This is a genomic window from Serratia sp. YC16 (assembly GCF_009707615.1).
Classification (GTDB): Bacteria; Pseudomonadota; Gammaproteobacteria; order Enterobacterales; family Enterobacteriaceae; genus Serratia; species Serratia surfactantfaciens.
On the sequence record NZ_WLYN01000002.1, the window covers coordinates 845029 to 868240 of the forward strand.

Annotated in this window: 22 protein-coding genes and 1 pseudogene; 9 read left to right on the forward strand and 14 right to left on the reverse strand. The window is 54.3% G+C overall.

Going from position 1 to position 23212, the window contains the following annotated elements; genetic code table 11:
* Positions 1 to 88: 88 nt before the first annotated feature.
* Positions 89 to 1957: a low affinity potassium transporter Kup gene (gene kup, locus GKN89_RS11550; protein WP_019454807.1), complete on the forward strand. Its 1869-nt coding sequence runs from the start codon at positions 89 to 91 to the stop codon at positions 1955 to 1957.
* A 46-nt stretch (positions 1958 to 2003) separates the two neighbouring features.
* Here kup and mnmA read toward each other — a convergent pair whose 3' ends face one another.
* The 4 genes from mnmA to rluE all read right to left on the reverse strand — a co-directional run bounded on the left by mnmA (position 2004) and on the right by rluE (position 4654).
* Entirely contained in the window at positions 2004 to 3104 is a 1101-nt protein-coding gene (gene mnmA / locus GKN89_RS11555; protein WP_019454808.1) for a tRNA 2-thiouridine(34) synthase MnmA, read from the reverse strand.
* 106 nt (positions 3105 to 3210) lie between these two features.
* On the reverse strand, positions 3211 to 3657 hold the full coding sequence (locus tag GKN89_RS11560; RefSeq protein ID WP_019454809.1) for an NUDIX hydrolase: 447 nt from the start codon (positions 3655 to 3657) through the stop codon (positions 3211 to 3213).
* 9 nt (positions 3658 to 3666) lie between these two features.
* Complete coding sequence (locus GKN89_RS11565; protein WP_019454810.1) at positions 3667 to 4005, reverse strand: lysozyme inhibitor LprI family protein; 339 nt, start codon at positions 4003 to 4005, stop codon at positions 3667 to 3669.
* Between the two features lie 22 nt (positions 4006 to 4027).
* Positions 4028 to 4654, reverse strand: coding sequence for a 23S rRNA pseudouridine(2457) synthase RluE (gene rluE, locus GKN89_RS11570; protein WP_025160268.1), 627 nt, complete (start codon positions 4652 to 4654; stop codon positions 4028 to 4030).
* A 132-nt stretch (positions 4655 to 4786) separates the two neighbouring features.
* Here rluE and icd point away from each other — a divergent pair, with 132 nt between their 5' ends.
* Positions 4787 to 6040 carry an NADP-dependent isocitrate dehydrogenase gene (gene icd, locus GKN89_RS11575; protein ID WP_015377612.1) on the forward strand — a complete coding sequence of 418 codons (1254 nt, stop codon included), beginning with the start codon at positions 4787 to 4789 and terminating at the stop codon, positions 6038 to 6040.
* A 504-nt stretch (positions 6041 to 6544) separates the two neighbouring features.
* Positions 6545 to 6775: pseudogene (locus tag GKN89_RS11580) on the forward strand (IS3 family transposase); the annotation flags it as partial.
* A 152-nt stretch (positions 6776 to 6927) separates the two neighbouring features.
* Here the strand turns inward: GKN89_RS11580 and GKN89_RS11585 are convergent.
* The 3 genes from GKN89_RS11585 to GKN89_RS11595 form a co-directional block, all read right to left on the reverse strand.
* Positions 6928 to 7692 (reverse strand): site-specific integrase, encoded by a 765-nt coding sequence (locus tag GKN89_RS11585; RefSeq protein ID WP_195934007.1) that lies wholly within the window; start codon positions 7690 to 7692, stop codon positions 6928 to 6930.
* Between the two features lie 227 nt (positions 7693 to 7919).
* Positions 7920 to 8384, reverse strand: a complete 465-nt coding sequence (locus tag GKN89_RS11590; protein WP_230328966.1) for a hypothetical protein — start codon at positions 8382 to 8384, stop codon at positions 7920 to 7922.
* A gap of 53 nt (positions 8385 to 8437) precedes the next feature.
* Complete coding sequence (locus tag GKN89_RS11595; protein ID WP_154747012.1) at positions 8438 to 8773, reverse strand: hypothetical protein; 336 nt, start codon at positions 8771 to 8773, stop codon at positions 8438 to 8440.
* A 585-nt stretch (positions 8774 to 9358) separates the two neighbouring features.
* Here GKN89_RS11595 and GKN89_RS11600 point away from each other — a divergent pair.
* Both GKN89_RS11600 and GKN89_RS11605 read left to right on the forward strand, forming a co-directional pair.
* On the forward strand, positions 9359 to 10429 hold the full coding sequence (locus GKN89_RS11600) for a hypothetical protein (protein WP_154747013.1): 1071 nt from the start codon (positions 9359 to 9361) through the stop codon (positions 10427 to 10429).
* Positions 10430 to 10431: 2 nt separating this feature from the next.
* Positions 10432 to 12681, forward strand: coding sequence for a P-loop NTPase fold protein (locus tag GKN89_RS11605; protein WP_154747014.1), 2250 nt, complete (start codon positions 10432 to 10434; stop codon positions 12679 to 12681).
* Positions 12682 to 12921: 240 nt separating this feature from the next.
* Here the strand turns inward: GKN89_RS11605 and GKN89_RS11610 are convergent, their stop codons facing one another.
* Positions 12922 to 13299, reverse strand: a complete 378-nt coding sequence (locus tag GKN89_RS11610; protein WP_049300669.1) for an Ltp family lipoprotein — start codon at positions 13297 to 13299, stop codon at positions 12922 to 12924.
* Between the two features lie 434 nt (positions 13300 to 13733).
* On the opposite strand from GKN89_RS11610, the gene GKN89_RS11615 reads away from it, so the two are divergent.
* Together GKN89_RS11615 and GKN89_RS11620 are read left to right on the forward strand one after the other, a co-directional pair.
* The gene (locus tag GKN89_RS11615; protein WP_370520197.1) at positions 13734 to 14360 is read left to right on the forward strand and encodes a DNA-binding protein; all 627 of its coding nucleotides are present in this window, start codon (positions 13734 to 13736) and stop codon (positions 14358 to 14360) included.
* Positions 14357 to 15421 (forward strand): hypothetical protein, encoded by a 1065-nt coding sequence (locus GKN89_RS11620; RefSeq protein ID WP_154747016.1) that lies wholly within the window; start codon positions 14357 to 14359, stop codon positions 15419 to 15421. The genes GKN89_RS11615 and GKN89_RS11620 overlap by 4 nt, the downstream gene beginning before the upstream one ends.
* Positions 15422 to 15989: 568 nt before the next feature.
* On the opposite strand, the gene GKN89_RS11625 is transcribed toward GKN89_RS11620, so the two are convergent.
* The 4 genes from GKN89_RS11625 to GKN89_RS11640 all read right to left on the reverse strand — a co-directional run bounded on the left by GKN89_RS11625 (position 15990) and on the right by GKN89_RS11640 (position 19429).
* Positions 15990 to 16127, reverse strand: a complete 138-nt coding sequence (locus tag GKN89_RS11625) for a hypothetical protein (protein WP_154747017.1) — start codon at positions 16125 to 16127, stop codon at positions 15990 to 15992.
* Positions 16124 to 17254 (reverse strand): DUF4238 domain-containing protein, encoded by a 1131-nt coding sequence (locus GKN89_RS11630; RefSeq protein ID WP_154747018.1) that lies wholly within the window; start codon positions 17252 to 17254, stop codon positions 16124 to 16126. The genes GKN89_RS11625 and GKN89_RS11630 overlap by 4 nt, the downstream gene beginning before the upstream one ends.
* A gap of 252 nt (positions 17255 to 17506) precedes the next feature.
* Positions 17507 to 18133 carry a hypothetical protein gene (locus GKN89_RS11635; protein WP_154747019.1) on the reverse strand — a complete coding sequence of 209 codons (627 nt, stop codon included), beginning with the start codon at positions 18131 to 18133 and terminating at the stop codon, positions 17507 to 17509.
* Between the two features lie 450 nt (positions 18134 to 18583).
* Positions 18584 to 19429 carry a hypothetical protein gene (locus tag GKN89_RS11640; protein WP_230328967.1) on the reverse strand — a complete coding sequence of 282 codons (846 nt, stop codon included), beginning with the start codon at positions 19427 to 19429 and terminating at the stop codon, positions 18584 to 18586.
* Between the two features lie 319 nt (positions 19430 to 19748).
* Between GKN89_RS11640 and umuD the strand changes: the two genes are divergently transcribed.
* Together umuD and umuC are read left to right on the forward strand one after the other, a co-directional pair.
* Positions 19749 to 20204, forward strand: a complete 456-nt coding sequence (umuD, locus tag GKN89_RS11645) for a translesion error-prone DNA polymerase V autoproteolytic subunit (RefSeq protein ID WP_154747021.1) — start codon at positions 19749 to 19751, stop codon at positions 20202 to 20204.
* 2 nt (positions 20205 to 20206) lie between these two features.
* A complete protein-coding gene (gene umuC, locus GKN89_RS11650; protein WP_154747022.1) occupies positions 20207 to 21475 on the forward strand; it encodes a translesion error-prone DNA polymerase V subunit UmuC in 1269 nt (422 codons plus the stop codon).
* 316 nt (positions 21476 to 21791) lie between these two features.
* On the opposite strand, the gene uspF is transcribed toward umuC, so the two are convergent.
* The gene (uspF, locus tag GKN89_RS11655; protein ID WP_154747023.1) at positions 21792 to 22247 is read right to left on the reverse strand and encodes a universal stress protein UspF; all 456 of its coding nucleotides are present in this window, start codon (positions 22245 to 22247) and stop codon (positions 21792 to 21794) included.
* Between the two features lie 233 nt (positions 22248 to 22480).
* Positions 22481 to 23026, reverse strand: coding sequence for a GNAT family N-acetyltransferase (locus GKN89_RS11660; RefSeq protein ID WP_063919261.1), 546 nt, complete (start codon positions 23024 to 23026; stop codon positions 22481 to 22483).
* Between the last annotated feature and the right edge of the window lie 186 nt (positions 23027 to 23212).

Genomic DNA, 23212 nt, shown 5'->3' on the forward strand with positions numbered 1-23212 from the left:
GCGACGCGAACATATTGTTGCGGCGGCAAATAAAGTGCGGCGGCTGCATCTATACTGCCAACGTGAACCCTCAAATAAAGACCTTTATATGCACGTGAAAAACAAGCAGCCGCTGCCGGCGGTGACGCTGGCGGCTATCGGCGTGGTGTATGGCGATATCGGCACCAGCCCGTTGTATACCCTGCGCGAATGCCTGACGGCAGAGGAGGGCATCACCATGACGCCGGCCTCGATCTACGGTTTTTTATCGCTGATTTTCTGGCTGCTGACGCTGGTGGTGTCGATTAAATACATCTGTTTCGTGATGCGCGCCGACAACGACGGCGAAGGGGGCATTCTGACGCTGATGTCGCTGGCGATCCGCAAGCTGGATGCGCGCTGGGTACCGGCGGCGGTGCTGATCGGGCTGGTGGGCGGCAGCTTCTTTTACGGCGATGGGGTCATCACCCCGGCCATTTCGGTGCTCTCGGCCATCGAAGGGCTGCAGATTATCGCCCCCGAGCTGGACAGCTTCATCGTGCCGCTGTCGCTGCTGGTGTTGACCGCGCTGTTCGCAATCCAAAAGCACGGCACCGGCAGCGTCGGCAAACTGTTCGCCCCGGCGATGGTCATCTGGTTCCTGACGCTGGCGCTGCTGGGCATCGGCGGCATTCTGCAGCACCCCGGCGTGCTGCGGGCGCTGAACCCTTACTGGGCGGTGAATTTCTTCCTCGAGTACAAGGCGGTGTCGTTCTTCGCGCTGGGCATGGTGGTGCTGTCGGTCACCGGTGCCGAAGCGCTGTACGCCGACATGGGCCACTTCGGCAAAAAACCGATCCGCCTGGCGTGGTTTACGCTGGTGGCGCCGGCGCTGGTGCTTAACTATTTCGGCCAGGGGGCGCTGCTGCTGGCCAATCCGGCGGCGATCAACAACCCGTTCTTCCTGCTGGCGCCGACCTGGGCGCTGATCCCGCTGTTGGTGATCGCCACGCTGGCGACGGTGATCGCCTCGCAGGCGGTGATCTCCGGCGTCTTCTCGCTGACGCGCCAGGCGGTGCGGCTGGGCTATCTGCCGCCGATGCGCATCATCTATACCTCCGATCAGGAGTCCGGGCAGATCTACATCCCGGTGGTGAACTGGCTGCTGTTCGCGGCGGTGTTGATCGTGATTATCAGCTTCAAACACTCCAGCAACCTGGCCTCGGCTTACGGCATCGTGGTGACCGGCACCATGCTGCTGTCGTCGATTCTGCTGAGCATCGTGGCGGTGAAAAACTGGGGCTGGCCGCGCTATCTGGGCGGGTTGATGCTGCTGGTCATGCTGTGCATCGACGTGCCGCTGTTCGGCGCCAACCTGATCAAGCTGGCGACCGGCGGCTGGCTGCCGGTGGCGCTGGGGTTGACCATTCTGCTGATCATGCTGACCTGGAAGACCGAGCGTTCGCGTCTGATCCGCCGGCTGCGCGACAATCAGGAGGGGTTGACCGCGCTGATCGAATCGCTGGAGAAGGCGCCGCCGAAACGGGTGCCGGGCACCGCCGTATTTATGGAGCGCACGCCGCATGCGGTGCCGCTGGTGCTGTTGCATAACCTGAAGCACAACAAGGTGCTGCATGAGCGCGTGGTGCTGCTGACCATCGTCACTACCGACATGCCGTACGTACACAACGTGCAGCGGGTGACGATCGAACAGCTGTCGGCGAGCTTCTGGCGGGTGGTGGCGAGCTACGGCTGGCGCGAGACGCCCAACGTGACGGACATTCTTTACCGCTGCGGGCTGGAAGGGATGAGTTTCACCATGAACGAGACCTCGTTCTTCATGTCGCGCGATACGCTGGTGCTGGGCAAACGGCCCTGGTATCTGCGCATTCGCGGCAAGGTGTTCCAGCTGTTGCAGCGCAACGCGCTGCGGGCGCCGGATCTGTTCGAAATCCCGCCGAACCGGGTGATCGAACTGGGGGCGCAGGTGGAATTTTGAATAAAAAAAACGCTGCGATAACGCAGCGTTTTTCGTTGCCGGCCAATTACGCCAGGCGCTGTTCGATGATGCCGCCGCCGAGGCAGATTTCGCCCTGATAGAACACCGCCGATTGGCCCGGAGTGACGGCGGAAACCGGCTCGTCGAAACGCACTTCGATGCGTTCATCGTCGAGCGGGGTCACGGTGCAAGGGATGTCCTGCTGGCGATAGCGGGTCTTCACCGTGCAGCGGAACGGGCCGCTCAGCGGCAGACGATCCACCCAGTGCAGCTGTTGCGCGATAAGGCCGGTGGACATCAGGCGCGGATGATCGTGCCCCTGCGCGACCACCAGCACGTTGTTGGCCACGTCTTTATCCACCACGTACCACGGGTCTTCGCTGCTGTCTTTCAGACCGCCGATGCCCAGCCCTTTGCGCTGGCCCAGGGTGTGATACATCAGGCCCTGGTGTTCGCCGACGGTCTGGCCGTCGACGCTGACGATCGGGCCCGGCTGCGCCGGCAGGTAGCGGCCGAGGAAGTCGCGGAACTTGCGCTCGCCGATAAAGCAGATGCCGGTGGAGTCTTTCTTCTTGGCGGTGACCAGCTCCAACTGCTCGGCGATGCGGCGCACCTCCGGCTTCTCCAGCTCGCCGACCGGGAACAGGCTTTGCGCTACCTGCTCGTGGCTCAGGGTGTAGAGGAAGTAGCTCTGGTCTTTGTTGCCGTCGACGCCGCGCAGCAGGCGGCTTTTACCGTCCACGTCCTGGCGGCGCACGTAGTGACCGGTGGCGATGAAATCGGCCCCCAGATCTTCGGCGGCGAACTCCAGGAAGGCTTTGAATTTGATCTCTTTATTGCAGAGGATGTCCGGGTTCGGCGTGCGGCCGGCCTTGTACTCTTCCAGGAACAGCTCAAACACGTTGTCCCAGTATTCCGCCGCAAAGTTCACCGTGTGCAGTTCGATGCCCAACTTGTCGCAGACCGCTTGCGCATCGGCCAGATCGGTCGCGGCGGAGCAGTACTCTTCGTCGTCGTCCTCTTCCCAGTTCTTCATGAACAGCCCAGCGACCTGATAGCCCTGTTGCTGTAACAGATAGGCGGTAACGGAAGAGTCGACGCCGCCGGACATACCGACGATTACTTTTTTCTGGCTGTTGTCTGACATGGGGATCTCACGAACTTGAACACGAACCGTGCTGATAAAAACAAGCGCAGGATTTTACCACGTTGGCCGCGCCGGCGCACTGTTCATCTTGTGCTGCCCGGCGCGCTTAATGCGGCCAGGCGAAGCTGCCGACCAGCGACAGCGGGTAGCGCTCCGGCTGCTGGAAGCTGCGAATGCTCTCCGCCACCAGAGCGGAGCGCAGGTTGGGCGCCTGCAAAATCTCTTCGGCGCTCAGCCACAGGCAGCGATCGATGTCGCTGTCGTGCGGCTCGGTCGGCAGCGGTTGTTCCAGCTCGATAACGAAGCAAAAACGCAGAAACGGCGTGCGATCGGGCGCGATCCACTGGTGCAGACGCAGGAACGCCTGCGGCGCGGCGCGGATGCCGGTCTCTTCCCACAGCTCGCGCTCGGCGGCCTGCACCAGCGTCTCGTCGGCCTCCAGGTGGCCGGCCGGCTGATTCCACAGCGCTTTGCCGTTGATGGTTTCTTCGACAATTAAAAATTTGCCGGCGGCGTGCACCACGCAGGCGACGGTGACGTGCGGTTTGAACATGCGGTCTCCTTACAGCGGTTTGTCGATGTGCCGGTAGATCTCGTCCAGCTCGGCGATGCGGGTGCGGTAACTTTGCAGCAGGCAGGCGGTGTCACCGCCGCACCGCTGGCGCTTGGTCAGCCAGGCCTGCTGGCTGTCCTGCATCGCACCGCGCGCGCCCATGGCGAACAACCCGCGCAGGAACTGGTATTTGGTGGCCATTTGCACGTCCAGATCGTTCAGCGTGCGGTTGGCGCAGATGGCGCGCTCATCGCCGCCGGCCGCCTTGGCGCAGTCGAAGCTGGCGGCCTGGGCGGCGAGCGGGGCTGCCAGAGCGGCGAGCAGCAGCGCGATCGGAGTGTGTTTCATAACGCCTCCATCAACTGTCGGTCTACAGGGAATCGATGGTTTTCCATTCACCGGGCAGCAGTGAACCCAACGAAAGATTACCCATACTGTAGCGAATCAGGCGCAGGGTAGGGAACCCGATATGCGCCGTCATGCGACGCACCTGACGGTTTCGCCCTTCGAACAGAGTGATTTTCAACCAGCTGGTGGGGATGGATTTGCGTTCGCGGATCGGCGGGTTGCGCGGCCACAGCCACTGCGGCTCGGCGACCAACTCCACCCCGGCCGGCAGCGTGGGCCCGTCTTTCAGCGTGACGCCGCTGCGCAGCGGCGCCAAATCGCTCTCCTGCGGCGCGCCCTCGACCTGCACATAGTAGATTTTGCCGGTGCGCTTGCCCGGCTGGGTGAGCTGCGCCTGCAGCTGGCCGTCGTTGGTCAGCACCAGCAGCCCCTCGCTGTCGCGATCCAGGCGCCCGGCGGCATAAACGTCGGGGAAGGGGATGTATTCTTTCAACGTGGCGCGGCCGGCTTCGTCGGTGAACTGCGGCAGCACGTCGAAGGGCTTGTTGAATAACACAATTCGACGCGGCCCCTTCGGTGCGGCGGGTTTGGCGGTATTCGGCTTGCTGAATCGTTTAACGTTGTGATTTCTAACAGAGAATTTTTTCATAACAGTTGAGATTACGGATGATAAGCGCATTATAACCGAATCCGTTTCGGATTGGCGCGGACCGAATATTCAAGTAGTATCTACACGCATCTTACAAAGCATTAACAAAAATTGCGCTTGAAGGAGAGGTTGATGGAAAGCAAAGTAGTTGTTCCGGCAGAAGGTAAAAAAATCACGGTTGACGCCCAGGGTAAACTGGTTGTTCCTCATAACCCGATCATCCCGTTCATCGAAGGCGACGGCATCGGCGTTGACGTGACTCCTGCCATGATCCACGTGGTTGATGCGGCCGTTAAAAAGGCTTACCACGGCGAACGTAAAATCTCCTGGATGGAAATCTACACCGGCGAAAAATCTACCCACGTTTACGGTAAAGACGTGTGGCTGCCGGACGAAACTCTGGACCTGATCCGCGACTACCGCGTCGCCATCAAAGGCCCCCTGACCACCCCGGTCGGCGGCGGCATCCGTTCTCTGAACGTGGCCCTGCGCCAGCAGCTGGACCTGTACGTGTGCCTGCGCCCGGTGCGTTACTACCAGGGCACCCCAAGCCCGGTGAAACAGCCTGAGCTGACCGACATGGTGATCTTCCGCGAAAACGCCGAAGACATCTACGCCGGCATTGAGTGGAAAGCCGGCTCCGCCGAAGCGGACAAAGTGATCAAATTCCTGCGCGACGAAATGGGCGTGAAGAAAATCCGCTTCCCAGAGCAGTGCGGTATCGGCGTGAAGCCATGCTCCGAAGAAGGGACCAAGCGTCTGGTGCGTGCGGCGATCGAATACGCCATCACCAACGACCGCGACTCCGTGACCCTGGTTCACAAAGGCAACATCATGAAGTTCACCGAAGGTGCCTTCAAGGATTGGGGCTATGAGCTGGCGCGCGAAGAGTTCGGCGGCGAGCTGATCGACGGCGGCCCATGGCTGAAGATCAAGAACCCGAACACCGGCAAAGAGATCGTGGTTAAAGACGTGATCGCCGACGCCTTCCTGCAGCAGATCCTGCTGCGCCCGGCGGAATACGACGTGATCGCCTGTATGAACCTGAACGGCGACTACATCTCCGACGCCCTGGCGGCCCAGGTAGGCGGCATCGGTATCGCACCGGGCGCCAACATCGGCTCCGACTGCGCGCTGTTCGAAGCGACTCACGGCACCGCGCCGAAGTACGCCGGCCAGGACAAAGTGAACCCAGGCTCCATCATCCTGTCCGCAGAGATGATGCTGCGCCACATGGGCTGGTTCGAAGCGGCTGACCTGATCGTTAAAGGCATGGAAGGCGCTATCGCCGCCAAGACCGTGACCTATGACTTCGAACGCCTGATGGAAGGCGCTAAGCTGCTGAAATGTTCAGAGTTTGGCGACGCTATCGTTAAACACATGTAAGTGTGTTTGGCGTTTGAATGAGAGCGGGAGCCTTAGGGCTCCCGTTTTTTTATTGTTTAAACTGCAACGGTTATCAAAAAATTATCAATCGCCGCGGTGATCTGTCGTTCGAAATTGAGGACTTCTGTGACAAGCCGATCGACCGGAGAATTATCGATTCTATCGGCCAAAAAACGGTTATTTGAGGCGACCTCAATCAACAGACACGCACTGAGCGCCTGGCTGACTCTAAAGCCATGGCAGAGGTGAACAAGACCTGATAGAGAGCGGTGATACGGCGCCATTCAGCGGTGAGAAAATTCGCACTGCTGCAGGATTCGAGACTGAAGGCGGGGATCCGCTTGGAGAGACAGAGGATGACTGGCCTGCTCCCCGTTGATTAATACACCCTGATGTTAGTAATGTCTTCATAAGCCACATGAGGATATCCCCATGAAGAAGCGTTTTACCGGCGAACAGATCATCAGTATCTTCCGCGAGGCTGAAGCCGGGGTTTCTGCCCATGAAGGCCTTCAGGTTAATCACAAGCGAATGTACCGCCTTTATCATCTCAGCAGGCTGGACGTAAAACGCAGACGACGTCGTAAAGGACTGGCAACGGAACGTCTGCCGCTGCTCCGCCCGGCAGCGCCCAACCTGACCTGGTCGATGTATTTCGTCATGAGCGCACTGGCCACCGGTCGCAGGATAAAGTGCCTGACTTGTGTGGACGACTTCACGAAGGAGTATCTAACAACGCCAAAAAACAATTTAATATAAAGATCGACCATTTTTATCATGACCACCTACGCTCCTAGTCAAGAAGGATACCTATCCTTAATAAGCAGGATTGGAATTACAAAAATCCCTCTCCCATTCTTTGTAGATTCACGCAGAACAGCCACTATTCAGCGACGTTCTTTAAGTATCGCCACCGCCTCCGCCTCCGGTATCGAGAACTGCACCCGGTGCCGCGCTGCCACATCCAGCGCAAACACTTTCGTATACACTTCCGTCGAACTGATCGACTTGTGCCCCATCAGCGCCTGCAGCAGCTTGAGCGGAATGCCGGCATACAGCATGTGCATCGCGTAGCTGTGACGGAAGGTGTGCGGAGTGACAGGTACCGAGAATGTCACGCCGTCGCGCGTCGCAGCGTTCACCGCCTCGGTCAGCCAGCTGCGCACCGTCCGATCGGTGGTCGTCCACAGCCGCGCCTTTTCCATCCGGCCGGTGCGCGCGTTGCGGCGCTCGAGCGGAATTTTCAGCGTGGCCACCATCATCTGAAGCTGCGCCACGTACTGCGGATCGGACAGCGGCACCACACGCGGCGGCGTGCTGGCCGCCGGCAACCGGCCGGCGCTGCGGGTGGCCTTTTTCGTGCGCTGCTTGAGGGTAGCCAGCTGCACGAACGGGTAGGGCGGCGCCAGCGAGAAATTCTCGCGCGTCAGCGCCAGCGCCTCGTTGATCCGGGCGCCGCTGTTCCACAGCGTGGCCAGCAGCAGTTTGCGGTGCAGATCCGGCACGTAGTGGAGCAGGGCGCTGATCTCCGGCGCCAGCAGGTATTTGGGCAGTTCCTCATGGACGAGAGCCATCTGGCGCAGCGCCAGCGCGGCCGGGTAGTCGATGGCGACCGGCAACGAAACGCCTGGTGCCGAACGTTGCGCTGGCATCGCCGGGTAGAATTCCGGCACCACTAAACCGCTCATGTATCACTCCTCTCGGCCAGTCGTTGTTTGTTCCGCGACTTACGCTCTTTTCGCCAGCGCTGCCACATAGTGTTCTGGGGTGACCAGTCGTACTTGTCGAGGCGGGAGGAGGGCATGACGGTGATCTTACGCAGACGCTTAGCCAGGAACAGCGCCCGCAGGCCGAGGCGCACATACTGATACCGCCTTTCTCAAAATCCCCAGGAATAGTCGGGGGGAGAATCATGTTCAAAGGCATGAGCAATCGCTCCACTGGCTTCCGGCTGAAGAACATGGAACTCCAGCACGCGGTACATGACCGAAGCCGGCAGCGCGCGCCAGTCGCCAGTCACATCATCAAATTCGAGCGGCGGTACTCGGGTTGTTGCACGCCAATACCTGCGTTCATCCGGCTTACCATCATCCTGGGCGGCCGCTGCACAGGCCTCGGCAAAGTCTTCCAGCTTGAAAACCAGCTCCGTGGCGATGAAATAACGCTCCCCCGCGAGTTTCCGCTCAGCGGCTGCCTGCTCCCGCTTGAGGGGCAAACGGTGGTTCAAATTAACAGTACCCACCGCCGCGATGATGGTTGAAACCGCCGTAATGATCTGCGGCCACAGGCCGGGGCTGCCTTTGACAATCTTCACGCCTTCGGTGGCAATAAACCAGTCACCCATGTGTGTTCCTTATTAAGTACAAAATCTCGTCATTCAATTCGTTACCTTGTCTGTCAGGAGGTTTGAACATCATCCAAGTCAGCATTAAACTGAATTAATGAACGGAGCTCCGGGTCAATAAAATTTGCATCGGTCGGAGGTCTGCAGTTTCTATTCTTATTGGGGACAGGATACGCGGGTAAGAAATCCCACCGGTGCCCGTTAATTCCCCACCTGGCAATTTCACGGTTATCACGTGTAAATATGCGTTTAAGTCGTCGCGCCCCCGGTGTTCCAGGCACACCAATACCCGTCTCCTTGTACCAGAACTCAGTGTGGCCATATTTGCTCAACTCAGTGAGCAAATCATCCAGGCATTCAAAATGTGTAACAGGTTCATCTTCATCCATAGCTAACTCACCTAATGTCAAATCAACCCCTCCCCTAACTATCTCGCCCCGCAATCACTCCAACCATCACCCCAGTAACGATGATCGCCCTTGCAGTTTCCTGCCGTAAACTTCACTCGCATGATAATAAGCAGCCATATAAACATGTCGTTAAATTACCTGGTACGGGTTTCCGGCTGATCCGACTTTTCCGTTTATAGTAACTTTTCGGAAGCGTACCACGGCGGTTAACTAATCACATCGCGGTTTTCGGCCGAAAACCGCCATTAACGATCAGCCCGATCAAACACAACATCTAGAAGAAAATGCAGCTGGTCAGGTGGCATATATTGTGTTTGCTGGGTCGACGGGGGAGGGTGACGATCAGCAGATCCGAGACTGCCAGAAAACGGATCTGCGACGCAAAAACGCCGACCGCGGCATGGAGCTTCGCTAGCAGTCCGCCAGGGCTGTTAGCAACTTATCACTTCTGCTATCTCAGAAAAATGAAGCTAGCTGTATTAGATATAGCATTCTAATTTCCACTGCTGCTTTATAAAATATTGCTATCATCACAATACATTCCTATGACAGCAGGACACCGCCATGCTAAGCCAGATGAACCTCCGCTTTCCGAAATCCCTGATCGCCGCCCTGAAAAACCGCGCCGCCGCCGAAGCGGTGCCGGTCAACACCCTGGCCGAACGTCTGCTGCAGCAAACGCTGGCCACCTCGGTCGCCGGCGACGAATACCGCGCGCTCTGCGCGGCGCCGTACACCACCCTGGGCCAGCTGTACCGCAAGGTAGTGCGCGCGGAAACCGTCGACGGCCAGGCGCTGAGTCGCGCCGAGCTGCGCTGGCTGTTCAGCCAGGCGCAGATCGCTTACCGCGATGGCCGCGGGCCGGTCAACCGGGCGCCGCTGTCCGCGCTGCTGCTGATCACCGATGCGCTGCTGGAGACGGCGGTGGGCGGCGGGCTCGAGGTCGATCCCTACTATTACCGGCGCACCTTCGGCCTGCGCGGCGAGGACTGGCTGCAGGCGCTGCGTGACCGCTTTACGGCGACACGCACCCCGCCGGCCGGCAGCGCCGAGTTCTTCGCCCGGCCGCTGGCCAGCGGCGTGCTGAACCTCGATGATTTCAGCGACGAGGCGCTGGCCCGCGCCTGCACCCCGGTGCGGCTGCGGGCGATCTTCCCGCTGGCGGTCGCCGCGCAGCGCGCCGACGATCCGGCGCTGGCCGATTACCTGGCGCTGACCGCGCCCTTCGTGGAGCGTCTGCAGCTTACAGCCGCCGCCGGCGAGCTCAGTGCCACGGTGGAGATCGTCGCCGGGCAGGGCGCCTATCCGGGCGCCGACGACAGCCTGCCGCCGTTCCTGTCCCTGCACATCAGCGGCGCGGTCTTCCTGTCGACCTTCAGCTGGCCGGTGTTCGCCGAGCTGCGCCGCCTGCTGTGCGCGCGTCAGCACGGCGATCGCACCCGCAGCTATCAGGGGCGGCACATCTCGCTGCATGTGCCGGAGAGCGGCGACATCGGTCTGGTGCTGCCGAATCTGCGGCTGCGGCTGGCGCCGGACACCTTCACCGCGCTCGAGGCCGAGCTGCTGGCACAGCTGGAGCGCCCGGCGGCGGCCGCGGCGCTGGCCGAGCTCGCCGCGCTGTACGGGGATCTGTAACCATGACGCATTCACCGCAAGAAAACCGCCAGGGGCAACATCCCGATCGCGCCATCCGCCATAACGATGAAGACCGCTATGGTTTCACCCACATTGCCACCGAGTTGGCCCGCGCCATTAAGGAGATCGGCCGGGAGGGCAGTGCCGTGATCGGTATCGAAGGCGCCTGGGGGACGGGGAAAACCAGCCTCCTTAATCTGCTGCGCACGGCACTGGATAAACAACAGGAAGCGCGAACCTTCGTGCTGAATATTTCCCCCTGGCTCGATGGCAGTGATACGCCTCTGGTGGCGTCCTTACTGCTTCCGGTCGCCGGCATCATTGCCGAGGAAGAAGAACGCCGGCTTTCAGCGAAGGAACGGGCAGCCCTCAAAAAGAAAAAAGCGCTGACCGGTACCGCCAAGACGCTGATGGACTACACCCGAGCCACCGCCCGGAATCTGTCGCCTGTCGCTCAGATCGCCGCGGTCATTCCCGGTGTCCCCGATGCCAGCGGCGCACTGAGCGCCGTGGCCGACTCGCACTGGCTGAAAGAAAAGGAAAAAACCACGGCCGACATGCGCGCCGAGATTGCTCAGAAAATCGAAGAGCTGGATCTGAGCTTCATTATCCTGCTGGACGATCTCGATCGCCTCGAACCGGCCCAGGCCGTGGAGGTGATCCGACTGGTGAAGTCGGTCGCGGATTTTCCCCGCTTCCGCTACCTGCTCTGTTATGACAAGGCGGTGCTGTCACAGGCCATCAGCCAGGGGCTGGGCGTCACCGACGGGAGCCTGTACCTGCAGAAAATTGTCCAGATCTCATTCGGACTGCCGCGCCCGGAATCCTTTGCGCTGCGCCAGCAATTTCGTGATGACGCCATTGAGTTATACCAAACGGTGAATAAATCTCCCCCGGAGAAGGGCATACTGGATGACCTGACGGCAGTCGCGAATATTTATGGCGCCATGCTGAAATCGCCCCGGGAAGTCCAGACCGTCCTCAATGCACTGCGGTTCCGTTATGCAGGCATACGGGACTATGTGTATTTCCCCGATCTGTGCTTCCTGCAGCTGCTCCGCACGACGAATCCAGGTCTGTATGACTGGGTGGAAGAATACCTGTCGGAACGGAACGTGGTGCAGACCGGAGATGGCCATGTCAGTAAAGAGGTGCAGAAAGTCCTGACAGACAACCTTAAGCAACACCTGATGCGGTATTTCCCGGCCAAAGCGCATTCCATCACGGAGCTGAGTGAATGGGTCCCGGGGATCTTAGATGGACTGACAGTGCACCCCGATAAACTCTTTGTAAACACCGGTCCGCATGAAAGTGCTTTGCTCACCGCAGGGAAGCGGCTTGGCAGCCAGGCATACTGGCGTTACTACTTCGCCTTCTGCGCGCCACAAAATATCCTGTTACCGGAAGATTTTGACCAAATCTTCGCGCTCGCCGGCCAGCATGACCAGCCTGAAAAGCAGCAGGAACTGGCACAACGCCTGCTCGGTCATATCCAGAGAAAAAAGAACTTATCTTCCCGCACCTGGTTTCAGCACATGCTGGCCGAGCTAACATCCCCCCAGATTGATTCCAGAACGCTGGCCGAGTGCCAGGGTCTGCTGCAGTTCTTCTTCGACAACGGGGATGACATGGTGAAACGCTATCGGCAAGACAACGAGTGGTTTGAGCTGCAGGACCTGGATACCTACAGCGTGGCCGATCGGCTAATCCAACGAATGCTACGTGAGGATGTCACATCTACCAATAAGTTCCTGACTGCGCAACTCCAGCTTGGGAAAGCCTGGTACTGGGGCGCTGAGTATGTCCGTCACCTGCTGTGGCAACATGGGATAGTCGGAGACAGAACGGGCCATCAGCTGGAAGAGTGGATGGAGCGGAGTAACGTCGTCATCTTACAGAAAACCATGGGGAAGAGACTGAACAGCCCGGCCATCACCAAACAGTTGGCGGGCTTTCCCCTGCTGAATAGATATATCTGGGCATGGCGTGATATTAGCGGGATCCAGGCAGTACGGAAATGGGTCGATCGCCAAGTCAAGAAGGATGAGGCATTTCTGAGCCTGCTGCTGCAGCTCCGGTATCATGGCTTCAGTACCGCGCATGGGTATTATCAAGCGATGCCACTGACTAATATGACTGAATATCTGGGCGATACTCAGAAAGTGCTAGCGCGTATTGAACACATCAAGCAGGCCGGCAAGTTCGCGGAACAGGTTAAACAGATCGAACAGTCGATCAGTAGAAGCCGTTAATCACAGTGGAATTCGTTGATGGGATCTTGCCGGCTAGGGGATCACGTCACGAATGACTGTCCCCCCTGCAACACAACGCGCCTGTGCGACCATTCCCGTCGCCAGGCTGAGTTAACAGGGGGGCCGCTTGGAAAAAGGATATTATCCAACGTGAATAAAACCCGCATGCGGAGGGAGCAAACACCGGCGCAATGGAATTCAGTGGCTCAAGTGTCACCATCATTTGATCCACGCCGTGTTTTAGCAGCCACCTGCCTGTTTTGCGCCGTAGGTTGCCTGGTCAACGGTGTATTTGTCTCCGGCACTTGAGGAAAGTTGATGAATGAGGCCTTTGCACGAGAAGCCCATCATACTGAGATACTGTTTGGCCGATTTCACCGCCTCCTGGTTCCAATCAATGTTCAGGCTGTCCACGGCTACCGTAGCGTCAGAAATCTCGTAACCATCCCCTGCATCCGATGAGAGTTGCTGAATCAGTCCGTCCCGTGAAAAGCCCGCCACACTGAGATACTGCTTCGCAGATCTAGCGGCATTTTTTTGAGGCCCAGTCAAATCTCCCGCCCATGTGGGCGCAGCGACAAACACAGCGGCAGTCAGTACTATCTTCAAAAACTTCATTGAAATATCTCCATAATTCCATATGGCACCTTTCACGCCCTCTAAATCCTTGTCTCGCGAGCCAATTTTACAGGGGTCGCGTGCAAAAGGGAAAACATCCTAAGTTAGGTCTGTTTTTAAGCAGCGGTGTTTAGCAACGGCCTGGATTGACGATGCCGTGTCGTCTAATCAGGCCGCTTCAGCGGCCTTTTTTACGCCTGTTGCTCTCGTCACTCAGGTGATTCTGTTCAACTCTGCTGGCTGAGGTTTAGCGCAGTGCGCTGTCTTTCGACTCTGCCAGAATTCGGATCCGGACACAAAGAAAAGTATAAATTGTATGTATGACAATACTGTATGTACTGAATGTATGAAATGTATTATCTGTATTTTACATGTTGTGAACATTTTACCCACGCCGTACACTCTCTATACCCCATAGATCCAGGAGACTGCCCGTGACCACCCCGACTCTGTCCCCCGACATCGTCCGTCGCATCGAGGACGCCGCCGCCGCCCTCATCGCGGCCGGCAATGCCACCCCGACCAACGAGCAGGTGCGCCAGCACCTCGGCGGTGGCTCCCTGTCGCACATCTCCCCGGTGATGCGCGCGTTCCGCGCCCGCCTGCGTGAACAGCGTGCGGAACAGACCCCGGCGCTACCGCCCGAACTGCTGCAGTTGCTGACCGGCCAGTTGGGGCTACTATGGCAGGCAGCCTGTAAGCAGGCGGAGGCGAATACCCTGGCCGCCCGCGAGCAGGCTGACGCCGACATTATGCAGGCCGACCAGGAGCGCGATGCCGCCCTGGCGAAAATGGCACAATTGGAGGCAGAACTGGCGGTACTGCGCGAAGTCGTCACCGAGCGGGACCGGCTGCTGGACGAGGTGCGGGCGTTGCGAGCCGATGCGTTACCCTTGCGTGAGGCGGTCGCCCGGCTCACCGCCACGGGGGAGCACATGACAGCACAGTTGAAAGAGACGAAGGCAGAACTGAAGGGGGCTCGGGAAGAGACACGGAGCCTGCAGGCTGAGTTGCTGCAATTGGCACGGAAGGGAATAAGTCCACAGGGAGAGGCGGTATGAATGACAAGGTGATCACACTCGCTCCGGGTTCTCCGCTGAATAAGATGCTGGATCTGATTGCAAATGTAGCATCCCGTAAGATCCCCGGCGTCGCTGTTGCTTTAGAACTACGCCAGGCGTATGCAAAAATCAGGGAGGAAATACACCAGGATCGAATGCTTGATTTCGCGCTAGGCCTTCGGGACTCAGGGATTGATAAAGATAATTTTGATTTATCCCCCGAATGTTTTTCTGCCATCGTCACAAAATTATTACTGGATGACGAGAAGCGAAAAACGGAATTTTATATCAAACTGACCATTGAACTTGCCCGAAGTGAACTCGATCCAGACCTGAAGATATATTATATCAACACGCTGAGCGAACTGACCGGGGCTGATATTGACTTTGCCCGCAAGCTGTATATCAGACAGACCGTTCCAATCAGAGGGTACACATCCCTGGAGGATGCGGAACTGGCGCTGACATCAAGCAAACAGGGGATCACGCTGAAATCACTGCACAAGTTGATTAATCACGGCTTGCTGGATGAGAACAGAAGTGGCGATATCAGGGCAAAGCCGCTTTATAACATGACGGATGAACTGAAAACCCTGATTTCCTATCTGTTTCACCCAGGTGACCTGGTCCCGACAGCGATTGATGATAACCAGAAAGAAGCGTTTGACGTTATCATTATCGATCACTATAAATCGCTGGATAACCTGTACATCACGCATATCAGGGATACCCTGACGAATAAACAGATTTCTGTGGGTATCGTGCAACACAATGATGACTACCGGTTGCAAAAAACCGCCAAACTTTATATCTATAATAATGCCATGACACATAATTCAGGATCCAGGAGCAAGGAATATATACAGCTTTTCGTACTGTTCGATCCCGATTCTGACACCCTTAAACTGTCTCATTCCGGCGAACGCAGTTTTAAAATTGAGAAGGAGAATTATGTTGGGACGATTAGGAACAGCGCAGACGCAAGGAAGGTATTGCTTAACACACTGAGTGAGGTGACCGACTATGTTGTGGGATATCTGAAGAAGCCTGAGCACCTATGACGAACCAGATAGTAGACCACAGACCGTGTCCAGAACGTGTCGATAGGGGCGATGAGCGGGCAGGGAATAAGCTGCCCGGAAGCAATCGCATTCTCCAGGCGGGCGGGCCGTCCCAGAGAATGCAGAATCCCTTCGTATACCCTGCCAGCTATGCTGCGCCAGAAAGAAGGTCTGGCATCTGCCGGCAGCTCGACAAATTTACTTCTTCCCGGCTCAATAAGCTCTAAATCGGAGATTAAAAAAATTGATGAAAAGCTTACAGCAGAAAGCTTTCTACGAATAATGAGCAGTTTCTTCAGTCCGGTGATAAAATAACTTAAAAATTAAGAAATCGTGTAATACATCCGTATTACACGATTATTAATTATATCGAATCGAACCGAGGTACAGAAGAAAACCGTCTCGCAGCGATAAGGGTTGAAACCGCCGTGATGATCTGCGGCCATAGGCCGGCGCTGTGTTTTCCCTGAATCTTTTACCTATACAAACCCGGAGTCCTTCCGGGTTTGCCGGCTTTGTTGTTACGGATGGTGCATTCGTCCACGTCCAGGCGATTAGCCAACGCATGTCAGTCTGGGGGAGCATCGACATCACCTGCACCCGGATACTCCCAGTTTTCCCCAGCAAGCCGGCTATGCATTTTAAAGGTTCCGATGGCGTTAAGTTGCCTGCGGCGAGCCACCTGTTCCTGAGTGATGATCATCAACAGTTATCTCCTGCTGCTGTCCAGAGAACGGGCTGTTCGGGAAGGTAATAGGTATCACGATGTTCATCCTGCAACCTAAGATAGTTTTCGACATCACTGAGCTCCCAGCTCGAATAAATAATGTTTGAAAAACCTACGTTAAACATGTCTATCGTTGACATAGTCTGGTCAATATAATCATAGGAACATTTATAAATACTCACTGAAGACGGATCATGAATCATCAATTCCCCAGGGTCAGGGCTGAATACATTTATTTCCAAAGGTGTGAAAAATCCTTCTTTCGGATATTGGTAAAACATCAGGGCAAGATTATGGGCAAGAGGAAGATATATAACTCGCTCTTCGATCATTTGACAAAAAACGTTGGGTGATACAGTAAACACCGGACGTGGTTCTGTGCTGTTAAAAGCGTGTCCTGTATGGAAGATATCGACACGATATATACCGGAGAAAATTTTCCAACGTAATTTGGCTACCAAGTCAATCATCGTTACTTTCCCCTGTATCGCGAGCAGGGAAAATAAAATAAACATGGCTTTTGCCTTCTCTTCGTCTCCGGTAGAGGAGCGAGCGATGCGCATCAGCTTCTGATAAATGCTTAAAGAAGCCAGCTCCGGCATAACCTCAGGTAAGGAAAGCGTTTCGTGAACTATATGCTGCAAATTATCTTGAATTGGTTTAATGAATGACTGAAAAAGATCATTCTTACCCGGAAACCTGCTCTGTGGGTTGTTCAGGTTGAGTATCATCTGAAATGTGCTAAAACTCGCCAGCTTCTCTACTGGAAAATCATGACTGTTACAGTTAGCCAGCCGCGAAAAGTTATGGTTCTGAACCAGATCTCGGACAAGTAAAGCCATATCCTGTTCATAGTCACTGAGCTCATGTTCGATGTCAAAAACCTCGCCGGTATCACCGTCCGTGAGGCGAAAACAATCCTTACAAACAGCCACGCTGGAGATCGGTAGAGGAATATCCTTGATATCATTTTTGCCATCAGCGTTGGGCACAACGACATGACACCAGACACGTTGCTTATCCTTCGGACTCAGAGCAGTGTCGTCACTTCGAAAGTTTCTGAGGAACCACTGTGAAAGCATGTGCTGATTTTTTGTGTATGACATTTACCCTCCTAAAATAAATATAGATTGATATTTTATCTGACCTGATAGTGCGGAACCTTAAGCATGTCTGAAATTAGATTTTTATTCTGATTAAGAATAACAAAACACACAATTTGACTTTAAATCCACATGGTATTCAGGAATATGCCACCTGGCAATATAATGTCCTTGGTTGGTTTAGATAAATCATCAAAAGACATATTTTTCCTTATTAATAAACTAAAACCCATGCACTACAAATATATATAGCAATCACTTAAAAAGCGCGAGGACGCCAGCTGTAGCCCCGGCAAGAAAAATCGTTTCCTTGACCCAGTTCCTGACTATAAACGGTAAGATCCCTCCATTATCGGAGTACCTAAGCCCCTTCAGTTCAAGTAACTTAATTCTAAATCGTTCATAGAAGGTCTCGGATAAATGGACACTCGATACATTCATATAGATAAAAAAATCGCGGGTTACGTCATGTAATACATACGATGTAAGTTTTGTTGGGTCGGAAAAGACAGCCCATGTGATATAAGGTACCTTCATCCTCATCCTTTCTGAGGCGAAAGGATAAAGAAAAATGCTCACACTTCCGTCACCTCCCTGAGAAATCACTAAGGAAGCGCCACTCTCTGTTGGAAAAAACTGTCCCGTCCTGTTTCCTTTTTGATCAAAAACCTGCTCCAGAGGTCCTGCTGGATGGGTTCCCGCAGCAAGCTGTATCTGACGATTATTATAATTTACTGAAACGTAAAGTTTTTCAAAAAAGCCATCCTGTTCAGCCCGCAAAGCCTCCTTATGAAAAATATCTTCAGCCAATCTCCTGTGTACACCCCAATTGATTTCCTTATACCAGCGCTTTAACTGTGACTGCTCAATTTTCTGACTCATACGATATATTCCACTAATTAATAAAAAATGTACATATCAAATAATATTCCATCTACACAGAACGTCAACAGATCCTGCTTTGCCAAATAGCAGATCTGCGGCGCGGAAAAACGGAAGAGAGTATAATTTCATGACAATTAAAATAATAAGGGTAAAAAGCGATAGAGACCGCTCTAGACGGGATCAGTTTGAATATCGGGAACTTTTTTACGTTAAGCGCATTATTTAACCAATCGAGATTCGTAACGGATTGATTTTGCGTCAGCGGCTATCGCTTTTAAGTTGTCGCTCTTGCGGTATCGCATTTAGGTTATCCGATTAAGGTCAAATCTCTGAAAACGCCGTATAGCGTGGGAGTACATCCTATCGCAATAGGTAAGTCTGTTCAAAAAACAGACTTGCGTACAATAATTCTCGATATTCAAACTGATCCCATATAGGCGCGTTATGTCATTTGTGCCTTGATGGTCCAAACGCGCCAGATTCCATTAACCCGTTAAACATTGTCCGAAGCTGTTTAACCGTCAGTTGGTTGAGGAGTAGCGAGGAGCGCGCACCGTGTGGGTTTCCAAGAAGCAGATAGCGCATATCTTCCCACGACTCAGAGAACTCGGCATATGACAGATCAGCCAAGGTACGGGAAAGCATTAACGGAACAGCGATAGCTGGCGAAATTGTGCCGTCAGGCTCCAGTTGATGATTATTCCAACTCCACCATATAAGTATTGGCCTTGCGCCTTGTGCATATAGGGGAATTAAGTCAGAAACAGCACTGAAAACATCACTATCGTCGTAGTCATAATTACCATCTGCAAACGATTCGATTAATTCATCCGTGATATACGCAGCACGTAATTCAATCGAGTCAGCGGCCATACGTAACCAGCCAGCCATGCTGCTATAACGCCTATCATCATTATTCAGGTTCTGAACTAACCCCCAGTAAGACCTTTTCACTGCAACAATCAGCTCATCCGTACTGCCATATGGGCAAGTAATAATCGCATTTGCCATATAAATCGTGTGATCAAGATGCGGGAAGCGGGGCGTAGTTTGAGTACCTGAATGGTGATGCACATCACGGCCAAGAGCAATAACCGGATGCCACTCAGGATAAGACGTAACAAAAGGCCCAAACTTTTCATGAATTACAGTCAAGGCGTGCTCCGCTCGATGTCTGTCCTCAGTGGAAATAGTCCCGCTATTGTCCTTTCGCCATGGAAAGCTCTCTTTGATTAGCAGGTAGTCGAATGCCTTGACGCGCAGTTTTTCCGAATCTTCATTGGCTCTAAACATAGATAACTTCCGCATAAGTTAGTTAACCTATGCACTGTAAGGCAGGTTTACGGGTAAGTAAATAGTGATACGTGAATAATGTCTAAAAGGCGTAGATATCAGGGTTTGAAGCCCAATGTAACGAAAATGTACGCTAAGTGCGTAACCCCTATGCATTTCGGTTAAATAATACGCTTAACGTAAAAAAATTCCCGATCTCCAAACTGACCCCATGAAGAGCGCCTAAAGCTGCAGAGAAAATCACTCAGAAAATTATTATATTACGTCGGATCGCGCTACGAGCCCCGGTTTCAGGCTTGCGTATGCGCACGTTTCGTTTATGATTTACTGTATATATATACAGATAAATTATGCCTATTATGAACGCCAGAGAATTGTATTTTTTTCGCCAGGCCAACCCATCAAAATCCCGCTATACGGGACACCATGCCCGGCAGGCTTCCCCAGCCCTGCCGACGATCACATTGAACAATCCATTGATTTAAATGATTTTATTCGACACCCTGCCGCCACATATTTCATCCGAGCAACGGGCGAGTCAATGAGCGATGGCGGCATACTCTCAGGGGATTTGCTGATCGTCGACCGGGCTGAAAAACCCATGCATGGCAGCATCGTGATCGCCGCGGTCGACGGTGAGTTTACCGTCAAGCGGCTGCTGCTTACGCCCAGGGTTTGCCTGGCGCCGATGAATCCCGCTTACAGTCCTATTTATCCCGAAACGCTGGAAATTTTCGGAGTAGTGATCCATGCCCTGCACTCATTCGTGAGGTGACCATGTTTCTCTTGGCTGACGTCAATTCGATGTACTGCGCCTGCGAACAGGTTTTCCGTCCGGATCTGAAAGGGCGTCCTGTGGCCGTTCTTTCGAACAACGACGGCTGCGTCGTAGCCAGGAACAAGGAGGCGAAGGCGTTAGGCTTAAAGATGGGAGAACCCTATTTCAAGATTAAGCGGGAATTTGAGCGCGCAGGGGGCATCGCGTTCAGCAGCAACTATGAGTTATACGCAGATATGTCTCAGCGTGTGATGGCTGTTTTAGAAGAGATGGTGCCACGTGTAGAAGTGTATTCAATTGACGAAAGTTTCCTCGATTTGACTGGCGTTCGTAACTGCATTGATCTTGAGACTTTCGGTCGCCAGGTGAGGGCCAAGGTACTGCGCAACACAGGGCTAACGGTGGGCGTTGGCATGGCCCAAACCAAGACGTTGGCCAAGCTGGCAAACTTCGCGGCGAGGAAGTGGGAAAAGACTGGCGGGGTGGTGGATCTATCCAACGAAGGGCGCCAGCGCAAATTGATGGGGCTCGTGCCTGTAGAGGAGGTTTGGGGTATCGGCCGCCGAATCTCGAAAAAGCTCAACATGATGGGGATTGAAACCGCACTGCAGCTGGCCGACGCGAGTACAACGATGATCCGCAAGCATTTCAGCGTTGTGATAGAGCGAACGGTACGAGAGCTGCGTGGCCAGCCATGCCTCGAATTGGATGAATTTGCGCCGACGAAACAACAGATTATCTGCAGCCGCAGCTTTGGCGATCGGATTACCGAGTATGACCAGATGCATCAGGCTATTTGCATGTACGCGACGCGCGCGGCGGAGAAGCTGAGGGAGGAGCACCAATATTGTCGGCATGTCAGTGCTTGGCTTAAAACGAGTCCATTCGCCGTGCATGAGGAATATTACGGCAACACCGCAAGTATAAAGCTGAGCTTACCCACGCAGGATACTCGCGACATTATCGCCGCGGCTATGCGTTGCCTTGATGCGATTTGGCAACCCGGTCATCGGTATCAAAAAGGCGGCGTGATGCTGCAGGATTTTTACAGTCAGGGCGTGGCTCAGTTGGGGTTATTCGATGAGTACAAACCTCGGCATAACAGCGAGCAACTGATGGGGGTGCTTGACCGGATCAATAATTCGGGTAGGGCGAAGTTGTGGTTCGCTGGTCAAGGGGCGCATCAGGCGTGGTCGATGAAGCGTGAGCTGCTTTCGCCGGCATACACGACACGGCTGAGCGATCTGCCGCGCGCTCGGGTGTATTAAACCAGTGGGTTGGCGATAGGCTTAATCAGCTCAACGCCGTCATGGTGGATATTTCCTACCGGATGCCAGGCGAAATCATCAGGAGGCTTTTTAGCTTCGGTATGATGGCGGCTTATCGCGGCGAAAAATATAGGTGCTTTCGATTCGTGATAATAGATGAAACAGGGTTGCTTTATTTTGGTGTCGTGCTCGTCTTTAAGCGCATGGAGGCGCTATCGTTAAACGCATGTAAGCGTGTTTAAGCGTTTAAATGAGAGCGGGAGCCTTAGGGCTCCCGTTATTTATTGTTTAAATACGGGTGAGGTATCGGGCAGGCTCACTGAGCGGCGTTAGCCGATTCACGCACCACCAGCACAGGGCAATTGGCGTGGCGGACAACGGCGGTGGCGTTAGAGCCGAGGAGATAAGTGATCGCAGAAGGGCGGTTGGAACCCATCACGATAATCTCCGCGTTAAGCGCATCAGCAAGTTCCAGGATCTGATCTTTAGGATCGCCGACGGCGACATGCGCAGTCACTCTATCCTCGGGAACGCTGAATTGTTTTGCCGCTTTTGCCAGCCCTTCGGTTGCTAGCGCAATGGTTTCATCTTTGGTTTCTATCGCTGCCGTGGCGGCAAAGCCGAAAGCGGCGTAGGTGGCGCGCGACGGGATCACTGCCAGGAAATGGACGTGGGAGTCTTCGAGCTTAGCGAGCGCGTTGACATGTGGGATGACCTGCTGCGTTAATTCCGGCTCGGTAATGTCCACGGGAACCAAGATAGTTTTGTACATACTCCCTCCTTATCGTTTTCAAATAACTCCACTTCTCAGATTATAGCTGCCCGACGCCAGGAAAACGGCGATCGGTATGGCAGAACCAAAGAAACTGGCCGCCAAAAGGTAAAAATATGCGGAAATCATTGTTGTGGCAATAGGTTAGAAGTCGGGTTGCCAGGAAGGCCAGCACGAGCCGGAACGCCCAGAAAACTACAGCCGCGTTTACTTGCGTTCCTGAACATCCGTGACTAAGTGTGAACCCGCCACTCTTTTTCAAGCAACGCATAGACGAACGTATTATCATATTTCTCTTCGCCGTCATTTTCCGATGCAAACGAGACAAACTCCCTGAAGCAGCCCTCCTGGCGCATATGAAGACGATCGCAAAGTCTTTGCGATGCCGTGTTGTAGTCTTCAACGTAAGCATACAAGCGTCTGGCATCTTTTTGCGTAAACAAATAATCAAACAGCGCCGCGACGGCTTCAGTGGCAAAACCTTGGCCTTCATAGCGCGAGTTAAAGTGCCAGCCAACGCTCCAGGTATTTGGGTCCGGTTCTTCGCTGTTATCGGCGAACAGATGACCGATGAGTTCATCGTTCTCTTTAAGACAGACAGCGAATTGACTGGCATCGAAAGCGCGTTTTTTGACTTCTTCGACCGCCTCTGCGGGGGACGCGAGTTTCTCATCATGAAAACAAGGTGTTCGGGGTAATGACAGATAGTCAAAGAGCGCATTGGCGTCTTTGCTCTGAAATGTGCGGATGATGAGCCGCGGCGTGTGGGAGATGATCATAATGCCTCATCAAAATAGGTATGTTGGCGGTTATTCTAACATTAGCCATGTTGACGCCGGGATAAATATGCTGCTGTTAATTCGGAGTAAATGACGGATGTTTAAGCATTGTTGACGCAGATACACCTTTATCAAGGCTTATGACAATTCGATAATTTCGATTGACCTGATAACGCTGGCGGGCCA

What these genes read in the sequence shown, in the direction of transcription:
- kup (WP_019454807.1), top strand. Translation starts at nt 89, where the DNA reads ATGCACGTGAAAAACAAGCAGCCGCTGCCGGCGGTGACGCTGGCGGCT.
- mnmA (WP_019454808.1), bottom strand. Translation starts at nt 3,104, where the DNA reads ATGTCAGACAACAGCCAGAAAAAAGTAATCGTCGGTATGTCCGGCGGC.
- GKN89_RS11560 (WP_019454809.1), bottom strand. Translation starts at nt 3,657, where the DNA reads ATGTTCAAACCGCACGTCACCGTCGCCTGCGTGGTGCACGCCGCCGGC.
- GKN89_RS11565 (WP_019454810.1), bottom strand. Translation starts at nt 4,005, where the DNA reads ATGAAACACACTCCGATCGCGCTGCTGCTCGCCGCTCTGGCAGCCCCG.
- rluE (WP_025160268.1), bottom strand. Translation starts at nt 4,654, where the DNA reads ATGAAAAAATTCTCTGTTAGAAATCACAACGTTAAACGATTCAGCAAG.
- icd (WP_015377612.1), top strand. Translation starts at nt 4,787, where the DNA reads ATGGAAAGCAAAGTAGTTGTTCCGGCAGAAGGTAAAAAAATCACGGTT.
- GKN89_RS11585 (WP_195934007.1), bottom strand. Translation starts at nt 7,692, where the DNA reads ATGCCAGCGCAACGTTCGGCACCAGGCGTTTCGTTGCCGGTCGCCATC.
- GKN89_RS11590 (WP_230328966.1), bottom strand. Translation starts at nt 8,384, where the DNA reads ATGGGTGACTGGTTTATTGCCACCGAAGGCGTGAAGATTGTCAAAGGC.
- GKN89_RS11595 (WP_154747012.1), bottom strand. Translation starts at nt 8,773, where the DNA reads ATGGATGAAGATGAACCTGTTACACATTTTGAATGCCTGGATGATTTG.
- GKN89_RS11600 (WP_154747013.1), top strand. Translation starts at nt 9,359, where the DNA reads ATGCTAAGCCAGATGAACCTCCGCTTTCCGAAATCCCTGATCGCCGCC.
- GKN89_RS11605 (WP_154747014.1), top strand. Translation starts at nt 10,432, where the DNA reads ATGACGCATTCACCGCAAGAAAACCGCCAGGGGCAACATCCCGATCGC.
- GKN89_RS11610 (WP_049300669.1), bottom strand. Translation starts at nt 13,299, where the DNA reads ATGAAGTTTTTGAAGATAGTACTGACTGCCGCTGTGTTTGTCGCTGCG.
- GKN89_RS11620 (WP_154747016.1), top strand. Translation starts at nt 14,357, where the DNA reads ATGAATGACAAGGTGATCACACTCGCTCCGGGTTCTCCGCTGAATAAG.
- GKN89_RS11630 (WP_154747018.1), bottom strand. Translation starts at nt 17,254, where the DNA reads ATGTCATACACAAAAAATCAGCACATGCTTTCACAGTGGTTCCTCAGA.
- GKN89_RS11635 (WP_154747019.1), bottom strand. Translation starts at nt 18,133, where the DNA reads ATGAGTCAGAAAATTGAGCAGTCACAGTTAAAGCGCTGGTATAAGGAA.
- GKN89_RS11640 (WP_230328967.1), bottom strand. Translation starts at nt 19,429, where the DNA reads ATGTTTAGAGCCAATGAAGATTCGGAAAAACTGCGCGTCAAGGCATTC.
- umuD (WP_154747021.1), top strand. Translation starts at nt 19,749, where the DNA reads ATGATTTACTGTATATATATACAGATAAATTATGCCTATTATGAACGC.
- umuC (WP_154747022.1), top strand. Translation starts at nt 20,207, where the DNA reads ATGTTTCTCTTGGCTGACGTCAATTCGATGTACTGCGCCTGCGAACAG.
- uspF (WP_154747023.1), bottom strand. Translation starts at nt 22,247, where the DNA reads ATGTACAAAACTATCTTGGTTCCCGTGGACATTACCGAGCCGGAATTA.
- GKN89_RS11660 (WP_063919261.1), bottom strand. Translation starts at nt 23,026, where the DNA reads ATGATCATCTCCCACACGCCGCGGCTCATCATCCGCACATTTCAGAGC.